This window comes from Leadbettera azotonutricia ZAS-9, assembly GCF_000214355.1.
Taxonomy (GTDB): Bacteria; Spirochaetota; Spirochaetia; order Treponematales; family Breznakiellaceae; genus Leadbettera; species Leadbettera azotonutricia.
In genome coordinates this window covers 242,961-257,340 of record NC_015577.1, presented here as the reverse complement: position 1 = coordinate 257,340, position 14,380 = coordinate 242,961, and the positions used below count along the sequence as shown (strand labels likewise).

General features: G+C 49.3%; 16 protein-coding genes. 13 read left to right on the top strand and 3 right to left on the bottom strand.

Going from position 1 to position 14,380, the window contains the following annotated elements:
- Positions 1-22 precede the first annotated feature (22 nt).
- The 9 genes from TREAZ_RS01095 (at position 23) to TREAZ_RS01055 (ending at position 7,923) form a co-directional block, all read left to right on the top strand.
- A complete protein-coding gene (locus TREAZ_RS01095) occupies positions 23-1,315 on the top strand; it encodes a radical SAM protein (protein ID WP_015709939.1) in 1,293 nt (430 codons plus the stop codon).
- Complete coding sequence (locus TREAZ_RS01090; RefSeq protein ID WP_015709938.1) at positions 1,306-1,782, top strand: hypothetical protein; 477 nt, start codon at positions 1,306-1,308, stop codon at positions 1,780-1,782. The genes TREAZ_RS01095 and TREAZ_RS01090 overlap by 10 nt, the downstream gene beginning before the upstream one ends.
- 1 nt (position 1,783) lies before the next feature.
- Positions 1,784-2,926: an ABC transporter ATP-binding protein gene (locus tag TREAZ_RS01085; protein ID WP_015709937.1), complete on the top strand. Its 1,143-nt coding sequence runs from the start codon at positions 1,784-1,786 to the stop codon at positions 2,924-2,926.
- An 11-nt stretch (positions 2,927-2,937) separates the two neighbouring features.
- A complete protein-coding gene (locus TREAZ_RS01080; protein WP_015709936.1) occupies positions 2,938-3,846 on the top strand; it encodes a carbohydrate ABC transporter permease in 909 nt (302 codons plus the stop codon).
- A gap of 13 nt (positions 3,847-3,859) precedes the next feature.
- The gene (locus TREAZ_RS01075; RefSeq protein WP_015709935.1) at positions 3,860-4,714 is read left to right on the top strand and encodes a carbohydrate ABC transporter permease; all 855 of its coding nucleotides are present in this window, start codon (positions 3,860-3,862) and stop codon (positions 4,712-4,714) included.
- A 132-nt stretch (positions 4,715-4,846) separates the two neighbouring features.
- Positions 4,847-5,131 carry a hypothetical protein gene (locus TREAZ_RS01070; protein ID WP_015709934.1) on the top strand — a complete coding sequence of 95 codons (285 nt, stop codon included), beginning with the start codon at positions 4,847-4,849 and terminating at the stop codon, positions 5,129-5,131.
- A 125-nt stretch (positions 5,132-5,256) separates the two neighbouring features.
- Positions 5,257-6,180: an aspartate carbamoyltransferase gene (gene pyrB / locus TREAZ_RS01065; protein WP_015709933.1), complete on the top strand. Its 924-nt coding sequence runs from the start codon at positions 5,257-5,259 to the stop codon at positions 6,178-6,180.
- Between the two features lie 12 nt (positions 6,181-6,192).
- Complete coding sequence (locus tag TREAZ_RS01060) at positions 6,193-6,639, top strand: aspartate carbamoyltransferase regulatory subunit (protein WP_015709932.1); 447 nt, start codon at positions 6,193-6,195, stop codon at positions 6,637-6,639.
- 6 nt (positions 6,640-6,645) lie between these two features.
- Entirely contained in the window at positions 6,646-7,923 is a 1,278-nt protein-coding gene (locus tag TREAZ_RS01055; RefSeq protein ID WP_015709931.1) for a dihydroorotase, read from the top strand.
- Between the two features lie 15 nt (positions 7,924-7,938).
- Here TREAZ_RS01055 and TREAZ_RS01050 read toward each other — a convergent pair whose 3' ends face one another.
- The gene (locus TREAZ_RS01050; RefSeq protein WP_015709930.1) at positions 7,939-8,457 is read right to left on the bottom strand and encodes a hypothetical protein; all 519 of its coding nucleotides are present in this window, start codon (positions 8,455-8,457) and stop codon (positions 7,939-7,941) included.
- A 10-nt stretch (positions 8,458-8,467) separates the two neighbouring features.
- Positions 8,468-9,625, bottom strand: a complete 1,158-nt coding sequence (locus TREAZ_RS01045) for an aldo/keto reductase (RefSeq protein ID WP_015709929.1) — start codon at positions 9,623-9,625, stop codon at positions 8,468-8,470.
- A 29-nt stretch (positions 9,626-9,654) separates the two neighbouring features.
- Here TREAZ_RS01045 and pyrF point away from each other — a divergent pair, with 29 nt between their 5' ends.
- Both pyrF and TREAZ_RS01035 read left to right on the top strand, forming a co-directional pair.
- Positions 9,655-10,536: an orotidine-5'-phosphate decarboxylase gene (gene pyrF, locus TREAZ_RS01040; protein ID WP_015709928.1), complete on the top strand. Its 882-nt coding sequence runs from the start codon at positions 9,655-9,657 to the stop codon at positions 10,534-10,536.
- Positions 10,537-10,565: 29 nt separating this feature from the next.
- On the top strand, positions 10,566-10,778 hold the full coding sequence (locus tag TREAZ_RS01035; RefSeq protein ID WP_015709927.1) for a hypothetical protein: 213 nt from the start codon (positions 10,566-10,568) through the stop codon (positions 10,776-10,778).
- Between the two features lie 170 nt (positions 10,779-10,948).
- Here the strand turns inward: TREAZ_RS01035 and TREAZ_RS01030 are convergent, their stop codons facing one another.
- Positions 10,949-12,451, bottom strand: a complete 1,503-nt coding sequence (locus TREAZ_RS01030) for a carbon starvation CstA family protein (RefSeq protein ID WP_015709926.1) — start codon at positions 12,449-12,451, stop codon at positions 10,949-10,951.
- A gap of 124 nt (positions 12,452-12,575) precedes the next feature.
- Here TREAZ_RS01030 and TREAZ_RS01025 point away from each other — a divergent pair, with 124 nt between their 5' ends.
- Complete coding sequence (locus TREAZ_RS01025) at positions 12,576-13,334, top strand: iron-sulfur cluster-binding protein (protein WP_015709925.1); 759 nt, start codon at positions 12,576-12,578, stop codon at positions 13,332-13,334.
- Positions 13,331-14,290, top strand: a complete 960-nt coding sequence (locus TREAZ_RS01020; protein ID WP_015709924.1) for a dihydroorotate dehydrogenase — start codon at positions 13,331-13,333, stop codon at positions 14,288-14,290. Before TREAZ_RS01025 ends, TREAZ_RS01020 begins: the two co-directional genes overlap by 4 nt.
- Positions 14,291-14,380: the final 90 nt, after the last annotated feature.

Below are 14,380 nucleotides of genomic sequence, written 5' to 3'. Positions count from 1 at the left end.
TTCAAAAAAGGAGACAGAACAAATGTCCGGAGAAAATATATCCCCGCCCTGGCGGGAACAGGAATTGAGCCTCCAGGCGGTAAAGGAAAAGTATTCGGACTTGTCTCCCTTTATCATTCTTAAAATTGATGTCCAGCGCCGGGGGGCAAAGATAACCCGGCGGGCATTGGATGCAATTAATCCTGAGAAGGACGCTGCTTTTTACCGAGGCATAAACCTGGAAAGCAAAGGGGTCATCCCCTACGGTTTTCTGCTCCGGGACGGTACCAGCGTCCTCTGTACCATTGAGGACGAGGCGGAAACTTCATTTAAAAGATTCCGTGAACCCTATACCATTGATCTAGTAAACGGCCGTCCGGCACTAACGGATCAGGGCGAATTTATTGACGAAATTTACTATTTGCCTAATCCGCATTTTACCAACAAGGTTACCACCAGGGGAACGCCGATGTGGCATGTCCTCATGTCACGTCCCCAGCGCATGGATATCAACCTGTACCAGACCTGCGATTTTTGGAAACTGGCAGGGATGAACTGTAAATACTGCGTGGCAGGGACTACCTTTAATTCAACGAAAGGCGAGAAAGCCGAAATCGTCAACCTCGACGATGTTGAAGAAGCGGTAGTGGAGGCCCTCAAGCAGCCTGGCAGGTACAGGTCGGTATTTTTCTGTTCCGGTTCAATGCTCGGAGGCGCGGAGCCCCAGGATGACGAGGTCAATCTTTATATAGAAATGCTTCAGCGGGTGGGGAAATATTTCAGGGATAAAAAAGTCATGTCCCAGATTGTTGCTACAGCATTCACGGAAAAGCAATTGAGGCGCCTGCACAACGAAACCATGCTCTGCGGCTACACCGCGGATCTGGAAGTATTGAACGAAGAAGTATTCAACTGGGTGTGTCCGGGAAAAGCCAAATATATCGGATACCAGGGTTGGAAGGAACGGCTTTTTAAAGCTGCCGAAATTTTCGGCCCCGGCAGTGTCAGTACCGGGGTTGTTTCCGGGGTAGAAATGGTAGAACCCCAGGGCTTCAAAAGCGAAGAAGAAGCCCTGGAAAAATGCCTGGCCGAAGCTGAAGACTTGGCCAAGCACGGGGTAACCGTATCCCAGCAGATATACCATCTGGAACAGGGCTCTGTTTTCCAGCATAAAAAAACCGCAACACTGGATTATTTAACCGCCTTTGCAAAGGGGATAGATCAAATATCCCGGCGTTATAATCTGGAATGTCTCTGCGATGACTACCGTACCTGCGGCAATCATCCAAGCGGGGATCTTGCCCGGATCTGGCAGGGAGGAAAAGAATGCCGATAATACTGGACGATAAGGTCAGATCCCTGTTTGCGGATCAGGCCAGCAGAAAAGTCCTTTCCACCGTTGGCGAGGACGGGACGCCCCACACGGTTTTTAAAGGTTCCATGACGGTGGATCAGGATGGAAATATCCGCTTCAATGAAATAATAGAAAGCTCCCTTAGCTATAAAAACCTCACCTACAGCCTTTGGTTTAACCGCCCTGTGTCGATCAATATAATCGGCGAAGACAAAACAAGTTTTGAGATCATCGGAAAGCCGATCCGTACCCTGATATGCGGGGACGAATTTGAAGAAGCCTATGTCAAAGTATTGGAAAGTCTCGGGAACGAGGGGGATTTGGCCGCTATTTGGATAATCGCCCCGGAAAAAATCAGGGAAAACACCTTTAAAAAACGGCTGCATGAGCATAATGAAAACTATCCCCTGATCGGGCATTTGGATAAATACCTGAAAGAGTCAAACTGACATGGCTGCAATTACCCTGAAAAATGTCGGCAAAACTTACCCTGGGGATATTATAGCGGTAAACAATTTCAATCTTGAAATTCAGGATAAGGAATTTATTATTTTTGTCGGACCCTCAGGCTGCGGGAAATCAACCACCATACGGATGATCGCCGGACTGGAGGAAATAAACCAGGGCGAAATATACATCGGCGGCAAGCTGGTTAACCAACTTGAACCGAAGGACAGGAATATCGCAATGGTATTCCAGAATTATGCCCTTTTCCCCCACATGACGGTTTACAGGAATATTGCCTTTGGCTTGATACAGCAGAAGGTTCCCAAGGATGAAATAAAGCAAAAGGTGGAAAATGCCGCCCGTATCCTCGGGATTACCCAGCTCCTGGACAGGAAACCCAAGGCCCTTTCCGGCGGTGAACGCCAGCGGGTAGCCCTCGGCAGGGCCATAGTCCGGGACCCCGCAGTATTTCTTCTGGATGAACCCCTTTCCAATCTTGACGCCAAATTGCGGACAACCATGCGTTCTGAAATTTCCAAACTGCATAAAAAACTGGGAACCACTTTTATTTATGTAACCCATGATCAGATAGAAGCCATGACCATGGGGGACCGTATAGTGGTCATGAAATCAGGAATCATACAGCAGGTTGACACTCCCCGGAAGCTGTATAATAACCCCTGCAACCTGTTCGTTGCAGGATTCATCGGTTCACCGCCCATGAATATGCTTCCGGGGATCATTACGGATAAAAACGGAGAATACGGGGTAAAGATTTACACTGTCTTTTATCCCCTCCCGACAGCGAGATTTCCCCGCAGCGTGCTGGAGAAATATAGTGGAAAAAATGTTATTGCCGGCATACGGCCGGAAGATCTGCATCCTGAATTCATGCTTGAAGGCGAAGCGGACCCTGATACCGGGGCGCCTGTGGTTTTCCCCTCCGAAATGCTCCAAGCGGAACTGGAATTGGCCGAAATGATGGGCGCCGACACCTACCTCAATGCCAGAATCGAAGATAAAAATGTTATTTCCCGGATCCCTTCGGCGTTGCAATACAGGGAGAAAAAAACTATTGGACTTTTGCCTGATATAAGCAGATTGTTCCTCTTCGATCCGGATACAGAAAAAAACATACTGTTGTAAAAAGAGGATTTATGTTCCTGTTCAAAAGAAAACTTTATAACAGTTATAGAATTGATACCAACAATAAACTCGCCGCCGCGCTGCTCGGGCCTTCGATTTTATTTGTTGGAATTATTTCACTGTATCCCCTGATCTATTCTGTGTATCTTTCCCTGTTTAACTACCAGCTTACCCGGCCCGATAAAATCCGCTTTGCCCCGCTGAATAATATCCGCAAACTGCTGCAGGATGAACTGTTTTTCCGGTCCCTGCTGAACACCCTGATCTTTACGGTAATTACCGTTGCCGCAGGGCTCATCCTGGGGATGGTTATGGCCCTTGTGCTGGAGGAATTGCCGAAACGGTTCAGCAAACTCCGGGGGGTTCTTATAATGCCCTGGGTAATTCCCGGCATAGTGGTGGGCTATCTTTTTATGTATATCTTTGACACCAATGTAGGAATTGTGAATTATATTTTTCTCAGCCTTGGGCTTATCCAGAAACGCCTGCCCTGGCTTATGCGGGACAACCTCGCCATGGCGTCTGTCATAATTGCCAATGTCTGGAACCAAGCGCCCTTTTATATGCTGATGTTTACCGCCGCAATGAAGGGTATCCCCGAAAGCATACGGGAGGCCGCCTACGCAGAAGGCACAAGCCGCTGGAATGAATTCTTCCAGGTAACACTGCCCCACATTAAAGGGGTGGTGGTCATTACTTCCCTGCTGCAGATTATCCGTAATTTCAATAATTTCCCCATTATCTTTACCATGACCGGAGGCGGCCCTGCCCATGCTACCACTACATCGGTGCTGTATATTTACAAGGTCGCTTTTGATCAATTTGATATGGGCTATGCGTCCCTCATCGGCATATTCTGGGTCATCATATTGATGATCCTGTCGGTGATATATATACGCCTCTTAAACAAAGATTACTGAAAGGAAGGCCGGTATGGTACGAAGAAAAAGAAGCATAGGCTGGAATATTCTTCTGGGAGCTGCGTCCCTTGTCATAATAGGCTGGACCCTGTTCCCGGTTTTTTGGATGCTCAGCACCAGCTTTAAAAACCCCACCGCAGTATACGCCAACCCCCCGGAAATTATCCCAAAGGAACCATCCGCGGCGGGCTACCAGAGAATCGCCACCGGGACTGTAGGCTATACGCCCATCAGCCGCTTTTTTCTGAACAGCGGGATTGTCGCCCTTGCTACGGTCATAATCGCCATTATCGCCGCCCTCCTGGCAAGCTATGCCCTGTCGCGGCTCAAATTCGCATTCCGCAAGGGGGTCATGATTGGGGTTCTTGTTACCCAGATGTTTCCCCTGGTTGTCCTCCTGACCCCCCTGTATATCCTGTATTTCAGGATACATCTGATAAATACCTACCAGGGCCTGGTGCTTGCCTTTACCGCCTTTACCCTGCCTTTTTGTATCTGGATGCTGAAAAGCTTTGCCGATACCATCCCCCAGGAACTGGACGAGGCTGCCATTATCGACGGCTGTACCCGGATGGGCATATTGCGGCAAATTCTGATACCCCTGCTTGTACCGGGGATAATCGCAACCGGGGTGTTTTCTTTTCTGGATGCCTGGAACAACCTGCTTTTCCCCATGACCCTGACCACGGATATTTCCATGAAAACCCTGCCTCCCGGTATGATCATGGCCTTTGGCGGCGAATTCAAGCATGACTGGGGGGGCATGATGGCCGCATCGGTCCTGGTGGCCCTGCCCGTGGTGCTCATTCTGGTTTTCCTGCAAAGATATCTCGTAGAAGGACTCACCGCTGGTTCGATCAAAGAATAATTCCGGATTAGCCTTTCACTCGGTGCTATGAAACTGTTATATGAAGATTTTTCAAATTTATATGAATTTCAACCGGTTCCCTATTCATTTTTCCATGAAAAAGAAGTAGAATATTCCGGTTAGGAGGAGTTCATGACTGTAGAAGAGTTACGAACGGAACTGGAAACCATAGTATCGGGCCTTTCTTCATCGGGCTTTGAAACAATAGATCAGGGAATTCTGGACAAATTGAGTAAACTGAACGCCTCCGCCGGTGAATTGGGTATGAAGGAAGGCAAGCGTCTCACCGAAAATCTCCAATCCGTCATGGCCGCTATAAAGGAAGGCAAGTCCAACGCCTCAAGCGGGGGGATACGGCTTACAGCCCTGGATTTTTATGTGAAAAAGATCGCGGGCGGCAATATAGAGGATCTTTAGCACTTGCGCATGTGCCCGGAATATGATAGCATGGACTTATGAAGTATGACTGCCTTTTTAAAAGTATAGATTTCTGAAAACCGCCTTTTAGGGCGGTTTTTTTTGTGCAAATTCAGGGGGAGGGTATGGTAAAAGGGCGAAGTTTGATTGAGCCGCTGAATTTTTCAGTGGAAGAGATGGAAGGGCTTTTCGAGCTGGCGGAAAGAATCGAGGCAAAGCCCGCCGAGTACAAAGAGTGCTGTAGGGGGAATATCCTGGCGACCCTCTTTTTTGAACCCAGCACCAGGACGCGGCTCTCCTTCGAGGCCGCTATGCTGAGGCTGGGCGGAAGCTGCCTGGGTTTTGCCGAACCCGGCTCCTCCTCGGCTTCCAAGGGCGAGTGCCTGGCCGACACGGTGCGTACCGTGGCCTGCTACGCCGATGCTATTGTCATGCGCAACCCCAAGGAAGGCGCAGCCCTCCTGGCTTCCCGGTATTCCGACGTACCTGTGATAAACGCAGGCGACGGCGGGCATCATCACCCTACCCAGACCCTCACCGATCTCCTCACCATTAAACGCCTCAGGGGGGATATTAAAAACCTTACCGTTGGTTTCTGCGGGGATCTCAAATTCGGCCGCACTGTCCATTCCCTGGTCAAAGCCCTGGCCCGCTATCCGGGCATACGCATGGTTTTCGTGTCCCCGTCGGAACTCACTATCCCCAATTACCTTAAAACCGGAATACTGGCAGAGAAGAAGATCCCCTTCACCGAAACCGACAGCCTCGACAAGGTGATGGAAAGCCTCGATATACTTTACATGACCCGTGTTCAGCGTGAACGCTTCTTCAACGAGGAAGATTACATACGCCTCAAAGACAGTTACATACTAACGCCCGAAAGAATGGAGCCAGCCAAAAAGGACATGATGATACTCCACCCCCTGCCCAGGGTAAACGAAATAGCCCTGGAAGTTGACGCCGATCCAAGGGCGGCGTATTTTAAGCAGGCCAAATTCGGCATGTTTGTGCGCATGGCCCTGCTCTCATCGATTTTAGGCGCAGTGTAAGGAGGAATAAAAATGCTTAACATAGACAAGATACGGAACGGAATTGTCATAGACCACATCAAGGCAGGCCAGGGCATACACATTTTCAACTGGCTGGGTCTGGATAAAGCGCCATACACCGTGGCCTTTGTGGTTAACGCCAGCTCGCGCAACATGGAACGCAAGGATATTATCAAAATTGATAACACCATTGCAATTAATTTCGATGTGCTGGGCCTTATAGATCCCAACATCACGGTGAACATCATCGAAAACGAAAAGATCACCGAAAAAATAAAGCTCAAGCTCCCGGAAAAAGTGGAGAACATCATTCACTGCAAGAATCCCCGCTGCATCACCTCCACGGAAAAATACATACCCCACATTTTCCATCTGGAGAACTCCAGGGAGCGCACGTACCGCTGCGAATATTGCGACGAGATACGTTCAGCCGGCGATTTCAGGAATGCCGGCCAGTAGGCATAAATGGAAAAAATAATTCTGCTTAAAAATTTCCGCCTTGTCGATGAAGAAATCGATATGCGGGGCTCCCTCGTTATCATTAACGGAACAATTGCTGCGCTGATCCCCGAAAATGCCAAACAGGATACCCCATTCCCATTGTTCCCAAAATCAGCCCTCGTCATTGACGGCGATCATCTGCCCGGCGGTGCGCTGATCATGCCGGCTTTTGTGGATCTCCATGCGCATTTCCGCGATCCCGGTTTTCCTGATAAAGAGGTGCTGGAATCTGCAAGCATGGCTGCCGCAGCCGGAGGTTATGGAACTGTCGTTTGCATGGCAAATACCAAGCCGGTCATCGACACTATTGAAAAGGCAGGAGCCCTCAAAAAACGCTCCGATGCCCTTGGCCTTGTCGATCTCTACCCCGTCATGTCCCTTACCAAAAATATGGAAGGGAAAGAATTGTCGGGCATTGCCGATCTAAGGGAAGCTGATTTTCCCAGTCCTTTTGTCCGAATGCTTTCCGAAGACGGCAAGGATGTGGCTGATCCCGAACTCTTTTTGAAGGCAATGAACGAAGCCCGCCGCCTGGGTATCCCCATATCCTGCCACTGCGACTTTGAAGGCGAAAACAATGCCACAAGCCGTGCCATCGAACTGGGACGGAAAGCAGGCTGCCATATCCATATTGCCCATGTATCTACCAAAGAAGCGGTTCAAGCGATCAGGGAAGCGAAAAAAAATCCCCAGCCGCCCTTTAGAATAAGCTGCGAGGCCATGCCCCACCATATAGCGCTCACCGAAGAAGATGCCCGCGCATTAGGCGATGAGTCCTGGGGCAGGGTGAACCCTCCCCTCAGAACCGAAGCTGACCGGCAGGCAATAATCGAGGGCCTTCTTGACGGCACTATAGACGCCATTGCCACGGATCATGCCCCCCACTCCGACACAGACAAAGAAAAAGGGGCGCCGGGCTTTACTGGTTTGGAGACCGCCTTTTCAGTGTGCTATGCAAAACTATGCAAGACCCGGGAGATTGGCCTTCAAAGGCTTTCTTCCCTTATGAGCGCAAAACCGGCCCGTCTGATTGGTTTTGGCAATGAAGGGCCCGAGGGACGCGGGCGCCTTGCCCAGGGCTTTAGAGGCGACCTGGTGCTCATTGATCCCGAGAGCCGGTGGAAAGCGGATCCTGATAGGGCAAAATCGCGGGGGAAGAACTCTCCTTTTAATGGATGCATACTTCCGGGGGAAATTTTGATGACCCTGCATAAAGGCCGGATAGTATTCAGCTCTTTGTAAATCCGGGTTTTTGTTTTAATACCCCATTTCGATATTTCTGTAATTAAGCACCTGGGTTTTATCCAATACGCACTCCAGGGCAACCATCCTTAATTCGCTCCTGCCGAAAGAAAATGAATATTTATTGCTGTTTATAGTGTCATTGGGCTTTTCAATTATCCCCATATAAATACTAAAACCATCTATAACCGAATATTTCAGCCCATCAATGGCTTTGCTCTCCAGGAATATTGAATAATTAAGTATTTCTCCCGCCCGCACAACATAGCCAGGAGAAAACCCCGATGATCCGGGATCCCCGGGCAAGGTGCGGGGATCGTAAGAAAAGGTTATATGCAAGGTGTTATTAATGACCTCGCATTTTTGGGATGCGTAGCCGGGGATTAAAATATCGTTCCTATTATTGTTGGCAACCTTTATTTGTATAGCAATCTGGTTGCTGCTGAATTGGTACGCATTAATTGCAATATTTGCCTGGGAATAAACAGCGCCCGAAATGAGGAATGCAATAATGGCCAAAAATATTCTTTTCATACAATCCACCTTAAAAAAATCGCTTGACAATGGATATGATTGCGCGGATTGGCAGAGGTTCCATACGGCCTGCTACTTGTTTGAGCGCTGTACGAATCGGCAGATGCTGGGGGCAATGGCTTTCGCATTTGCCGCATTCAATGCAAAGCCTTGGGCCGCCTGGTTTTTTGCTCATCACTGCAGTACTGGTAAGAAATTGCTGCATTCCAATTGTATAACCCTGGGCAAAACTTGAATTGTAAGCGGCAAAACAGCCGGGGATATTTATCCCTTTTGGGCAAGGCATGCAGTAATTGCAGCCCGTGCAGTGGATTTTGTAGGCCCTGTTGAATAAACCGATTACTTCTGCAAAAACCGCCAATTCATCATTCGTCAGAGTCCGGGCATTTTCGGCAGTGCGGAGATTTTCTTCCATTTGCGCGGCAGTATTCATCCCGCTTAGCACACAAGTTACCTCGCTTTGATTCCAAAGCCAGCGGAAACCCCAGGCTGCAGGGGAGCAGGAAGGCTCGGCCCTGGAAAACAATGCGGCAGCTTCTTTGGGCAATCCTGTGGCAAGTTTCCCGCCAAGCAGGGGCTCCATGATTATAACCGGTATTCCTTTTGCCGACGCGGCTTTTAGCCCTTCCTTGCCTGCCTGGAAATTGTCATTGGAATAATTGTATTGTATTTGGCAAAAATCCCATTTATAGGCATCGAGTACTTTTATAAATTCCCCATAACCCCCATGGAATGAAAAACCTGCCTGGCGTATTTTCCCTGCCTGCTTCTTTTCTGCTATCCATTGCTCTATCCCCCAACTGCAAAATTGCTCCCATTGGGCAAAGTCGGTTATCATATGCATCAAATAATAATCAATATAACCGGTTTGAAGCCGTTCAAGTTCCTTATCAAAAAATTTATCAAAATCCTTGGGGCCTTTGCACATAATCAAGGGCAATTTTGTGGCGATAAAAACGGATTCGCGTTTTTTATGCTTCCCAAGAATCGTCCCCAGTGTTTCCTCGCTGTTGGGGTACATATAGGCAGTGTCAAAATAATTCACGCCCCCGTCAATAGCTGCTAAAATCATACGCTCAGTTTCGGCCATATTCCGGGAAAACCGCATACAGCCAAGGCCCAATATGGAAAGTTTATTTCCGGAAACTTTATCTTCACGGTATTGCATTTTATTTCCTTAATGCTATATTTTAATTCATGTATAATATAGACAAACTTTTCGAAACTGTACAGTCTAAAGGCCATGTATGCGTGGGGCTTGATACAGCCGTCGATTATATCCCGGCCCTTGAACTAAAACGGTCTCGTTCCGAAGCCGAAGCGGTGCTGGCATACAACAGGGCTATTATCGATGCCACTCTGGAATTCGCAGCCTGTTACAAAGTGCAGATTGCCTATTATGAAGCGCTTGGTCTGGCCGGTCTCGAAGCCTATTCCAAAACCCTGAAGTATTTAAGGGAAAAAGGCGCCCTCATCATTGCCGACATCAAACGCGGGGATATTGCGGATACCGCAAAGCGTTATGCCAAAGCCCACTTTGAAGGCGACTTTGAAGCTGACTTTGTGACCCTCTCGCCCTATATGGGTATGGATTCCATAGAGCCATGGATTGAATGGGCAGAAAACAAGGGCAAAGGCGCCTTTGTGCTTATGCGTACCAGCAATAAGGGCATGAGGGATTTTGAATATCTCGAATTAAAGGATGGCGCCAAGCTTTACGATACTGTGGGGGATAAACTTTCAGCATTGGCTTCTGCCCATCCCGGCAAGCACGGCTACGGCGCTTTCGGCGCGGTGGTAGGATGCACTGAGCGGGAAGAAGCCGCTGCCATCAGGGCCAGGCGGGACAGCCTTTTCTTCCTCATCCCCGGTTACGGCGCGCAAGGAGGGGCAGCGGAAGATGCGGCACTGCTCCTGCGGGAAGGAAACGGCGGGGTAGTGAATGCTTCCCGCTCCATACTCAAAGCATGGTCGGCAGGGGTTCTTCCTCCGCCGGATAACGCAGACAACACACTCGCGGCCCAGGCCGCCGCGAAGGCAGCCAGGGACATGCGGGATGCAATCCGTTCCAGTATTTAGGGCCTGCCCAAAAAAAGAAATAAAATACAATGAGTAAATTTAATACCCTATGGGCATACGTTAAGAAAGATGGCAATACAACAATCAAATTATCTTTTGCCGAGATTAAAGAAATCTTAGGCATTGAAATTGACCACTCTTTTCTAAAATATAAAAAAGAGCTTATAGAATATGGATATGAAGTCGGGAAAATTTCTTTAAAGGAAAAATCTGTAATTTTTAACAAATTGCCGGATAAATGAAGTATATACCAGAAAGCTGGACTGAAAATGAAAATACTTTTGATGAAGGCATTACTTTATTATTAGACATGCATTGTTTATTGCATGACAAGACAATAAAACAAATAGACGCCATGCAAAGAAGCATGGCGTCTACCCGGATTAGTTTGTGCCGTTTTAACGGCGGCAAACTAATCTTTAATCGTGTTCTTCTGCTTAATTCCGATAAGGGATACAAACAGGGAGCATAACGCTACAGCCAGTGCCAACCCAATGATGATGCCAATGGTATAGGTTGCATCCGCACTGCCGGTGATCTTGGTGAGAAGCGGCCCAAGGCACTCGCCGGCGGACAAAAAGTAGGCGGTGACTACCACGGTCATGAAAACGGCAGGGCACAGGGTGATCCAGTATTGCTTGCCCGTCTTTGCCAGATAAGCGGCAGCGGCCCAAAGGGCTATGGTCGCCAGGGTCTGGTTGGACCATGAGAAGTAACGCCACACCAGGTTAAAGCTCGCGGTATTCTGGGTTGCGAATAATACCAGAAGGATGCCTATCACAAAGAGGGGAATGGCAACCACAAAACGGTTCTTAATGGGTTTCTGATCAAATTTAAGGGAGTCTGCAATGGTAAGCCTGGCGCTTCTGAATGCCGTATCCCCGGAAGTGATGGGGCAGGCGACAACGCCGAATACTGCAAGAATACCCCCTACCCAGCCCATGAGGTCCACCGATGATCTGGTAACCACCACAGCTGCGCTTCCGGCTTTTGTAAGCCCTTCTACAGTTCCAAAATGACCCATGGCAACAGCGGCCCAGATCATGGCGATAATCCCTTCCAGGATCATAGCAAGGTAAAACACCTTGCGGCCGTCCTTTTCATTCTTAAGGCACCGGGCCATCAGGGGCGACTGGGTTGCATGGAAACCGGAAATAGCCCCGCAGGCTATGGTAATAAACAGGAATGGAAAAATATGGGCCATAATGTTTTTGCCCTGGTTTGGATTCAGGTTCTGAAAGGCAAATTCGGGGACATTCCTGATTTCGCCGGTGATAAACAGCATAACCGTAAGGCCCAAGGCCATGATAAGGAGGCAGGCGCCGAAGATGGGGTAGACACGGCCGATGAGCTTATCTATAGGCAGCATGGTAGCCAGGATATAGTAAAGGATAATAACCCCAAGAACGATAAAATAAAAAATCTGTTTCTTCTCGGGAGTCCATCCCCCGGTAAACATTTCCCTCAGCACCTGGGCAGGGGTATATACAAAGACAACCCCAACGAGGATCAGAAGCACCACGGAGAATACCCGCATGATGTAAAGGGGGGCCTTCCCCAGATATTTGCCTACAATTTCGGAAATGCTGGCCCCGTCGTTCCTGACCGAGAGCATACCGACAAAGTAGTCATGGACAGCGCCGGCAAAGATACAGCCGAAAACGATCCACACAAAGGCTGCCGGCCCGAAGTAAGCGCCCATGATAGCGCCGAAAATGGGCCCGGTTCCGGCAATATTGAGAAGCTGAATGAGCAAAGCCCTGGGCCAGCTCATCTCCACATAGTCAACGCCATCAGCGATACGCACAGCAGGTGTTTTGTTTTCCGGCTTGACTACGAATATTTTTTCCGCAATTTTGCCATAGATCAGGTAGCCCAGAATCAGGGCCACGATCCCGACGATAAAAGAAATCATAAAAACCTCCAAATCATTGAAATTAAGCTGAAAAGTCGATATAATGATACTACACATTTATGGATAAAGAAAGCTTTTTCTTTCAAATTCGAAAATTTCGGCCAATATACGTTAAGGCATGCACATGAGTTCATTCCCTGCTGCCAAACGGTGCTTTCTTTGCGAGTGCCTAAGCTATGACGAAATAAACGAAGAGACCATCAGCCTCGAATTTTCCTGGCCCGGCCCTCAGCCCAGGGGAGGGCAGTTCTTTATGATGAAAGCAGAATTTGGCGGCGTATTCCTGGGTAGGCCCATCAGCACGGCAGGCTGGGAAGCGCCGGGCATTTTGCGCTTCATCATTGCAAGACGGGGCAGGGGCAGCGAAGAACTCATGAATCTCAGACCGGGGAATAGGGCTGAACTCTCAGGCCCTTTGGGGAACTGCTGGGCCGATGCGGGGGCTGTTATCCCCGAAGGGCCTGCTGCCCTTATTTCAGGAGGAGTCGGAGTGGCCCCCCTGGCCTGTTATGCCCCTGAACTGGGCAAACGATCCTATGATTTCTACGCAGGGTTCAAGAACAGGCCTTACGGCCTTGAAAATGTAAAACCCCGTTCCCTGGTCATCGCGACAGAAGACGGCTCCGAAGGACTAGAGGGAAGGATTCCCGATTTTTTTTCCCCCAAGGGATACAGCATAGTTTTCTCCTGCGGACCTGTACCCATGCTTAAAACTGTTGCAGCCATCTGCGAAGAATCGGGAGTGCCCTGCTATATCAGCATGGAACGGCATATGGCCTGCGGGACCGGCGCCTGCCTGGGCTGCACAGTTAAAACCAGGACAGGCAACAGACGCTGCTGCGCGGACGGCCCTATCTTCAATGCGGTAGAGGTGGTTTGGTGAACAAGTTTCCTGTCTCCCGCATCAGTCCAGCCCTGAATGATCCTGATCTTTCTGTGAACATCGCCGGCATAAAGCTGCGGAACCCTGTAATAGCAGCCTCGGGAACTTTCGGTTATGGAAAAGAGTACCGTGGCCTGCTGGAAATTGCAGAACTCGGGGGTATATGCACAAAAGGTCTCACCCTCGCACCCAGGCCGGGAAACGAAGGCACGCGCATCCACGAAACCCCTTCGGGTCTCCTTAACTCCATTGGTCTTGAGAACCCCGGCATAGAAGCCTTTATCGAAAAAGAACTTCCTGCCCTGCGGGAACTGGGGCCTGCGGTCATTGCAAACCTTTCGGGTTCTTCCATAGAAGAGTACGCCAAAGGGGCGGCGCTTTTGGATTCGTCTTCTATTGATATGATAGAGCTCAATATCTCCTGCCCCAACGTGAAAGCCGGGGGCATGGCCTTCGGTCTTGATCCCGAAGCTGCTTTCGATGTCATAAAACCTGTGAGGCGTTCTGCGCCCAATAAGCCCCTCATGGTAAAGCTCTCCCCCAATGCGCCGGATTTGGCCGCAGTAGCAAGGGCCTGTGTCAAAGCAGGGGCGAACGCCCTCTCCCTTGTAAACACGTTTAAGGCAATGGCTATCGACATCCGAATGAGAAAGCCTGTTTTTGAAAATATCAGTGCAGGGCTTTCAGGGCCTGCCATACGGCCCATAGCCCTCCGCATGGTATGGGAACTCTGCGATGCCGTCCGCGTTCCCATTGTGGGGCTGGGAGGCATCGCGACAGCGGAGGATGCCCTCGAGTTTCTTATGGCAGGGGCTGTTGCGATACAGGTGGGCTCGGCTACCTTCGCCCATCCCCCGGCCATGAACGAAATCATCAGTGGCATAGGCGATTACATGAGGCAAAAGGGATTCCTGGAATTGAGAGAGTTGGATATCAGGAAAAATCCCGGAAAATAACTGCGCCCATGTCTGCAGTTTTTCTTTAAAAAATGCTTAGATCTGCGCAGTTTTTAACAAGCCGGCGGGGAATTGTTCTAAATAATCCTT

Excerpts from the sequence above, each read along its gene's own strand:
- TREAZ_RS01025 (WP_015709925.1), top strand. The coding sequence starts at position 12,576 with ATGAGTTCATTCCCTGCTGCCAAACGGTGCTTTCTTTGCGAGTGCCTA.
- TREAZ_RS01030 (WP_015709926.1), bottom strand. The coding sequence starts at position 12,451 with ATGATTTCTTTTATCGTCGGGATCGTGGCCCTGATTCTGGGCTACCTG.
- TREAZ_RS01055 (WP_015709931.1), top strand. The coding sequence starts at position 6,646 with ATGGAAAAAATAATTCTGCTTAAAAATTTCCGCCTTGTCGATGAAGAA.
- TREAZ_RS01090 (WP_015709938.1), top strand. The coding sequence starts at position 1,306 with ATGCCGATAATACTGGACGATAAGGTCAGATCCCTGTTTGCGGATCAG.
- TREAZ_RS01080 (WP_015709936.1), top strand. The coding sequence starts at position 2,938 with ATGTTCCTGTTCAAAAGAAAACTTTATAACAGTTATAGAATTGATACC.
- TREAZ_RS01095 (WP_015709939.1), top strand. The coding sequence starts at position 23 with ATGTCCGGAGAAAATATATCCCCGCCCTGGCGGGAACAGGAATTGAGC.
- TREAZ_RS01045 (WP_015709929.1), bottom strand. The coding sequence starts at position 9,625 with ATGCAATACCGTGAAGATAAAGTTTCCGGAAATAAACTTTCCATATTG.
- pyrF (WP_015709928.1), top strand. The coding sequence starts at position 9,655 with ATGTATAATATAGACAAACTTTTCGAAACTGTACAGTCTAAAGGCCAT.
- TREAZ_RS01075 (WP_015709935.1), top strand. The coding sequence starts at position 3,860 with ATGGTACGAAGAAAAAGAAGCATAGGCTGGAATATTCTTCTGGGAGCT.
- pyrB (WP_015709933.1), top strand. The coding sequence starts at position 5,257 with ATGGTAAAAGGGCGAAGTTTGATTGAGCCGCTGAATTTTTCAGTGGAA.
- TREAZ_RS01035 (WP_015709927.1), top strand. The coding sequence starts at position 10,566 with ATGAGTAAATTTAATACCCTATGGGCATACGTTAAGAAAGATGGCAAT.
- TREAZ_RS01070 (WP_015709934.1), top strand. The coding sequence starts at position 4,847 with ATGACTGTAGAAGAGTTACGAACGGAACTGGAAACCATAGTATCGGGC.
- TREAZ_RS01060 (WP_015709932.1), top strand. The coding sequence starts at position 6,193 with ATGCTTAACATAGACAAGATACGGAACGGAATTGTCATAGACCACATC.
- TREAZ_RS01050 (WP_015709930.1), bottom strand. The coding sequence starts at position 8,457 with ATGAAAAGAATATTTTTGGCCATTATTGCATTCCTCATTTCGGGCGCT.
- TREAZ_RS01085 (WP_015709937.1), top strand. The coding sequence starts at position 1,784 with ATGGCTGCAATTACCCTGAAAAATGTCGGCAAAACTTACCCTGGGGAT.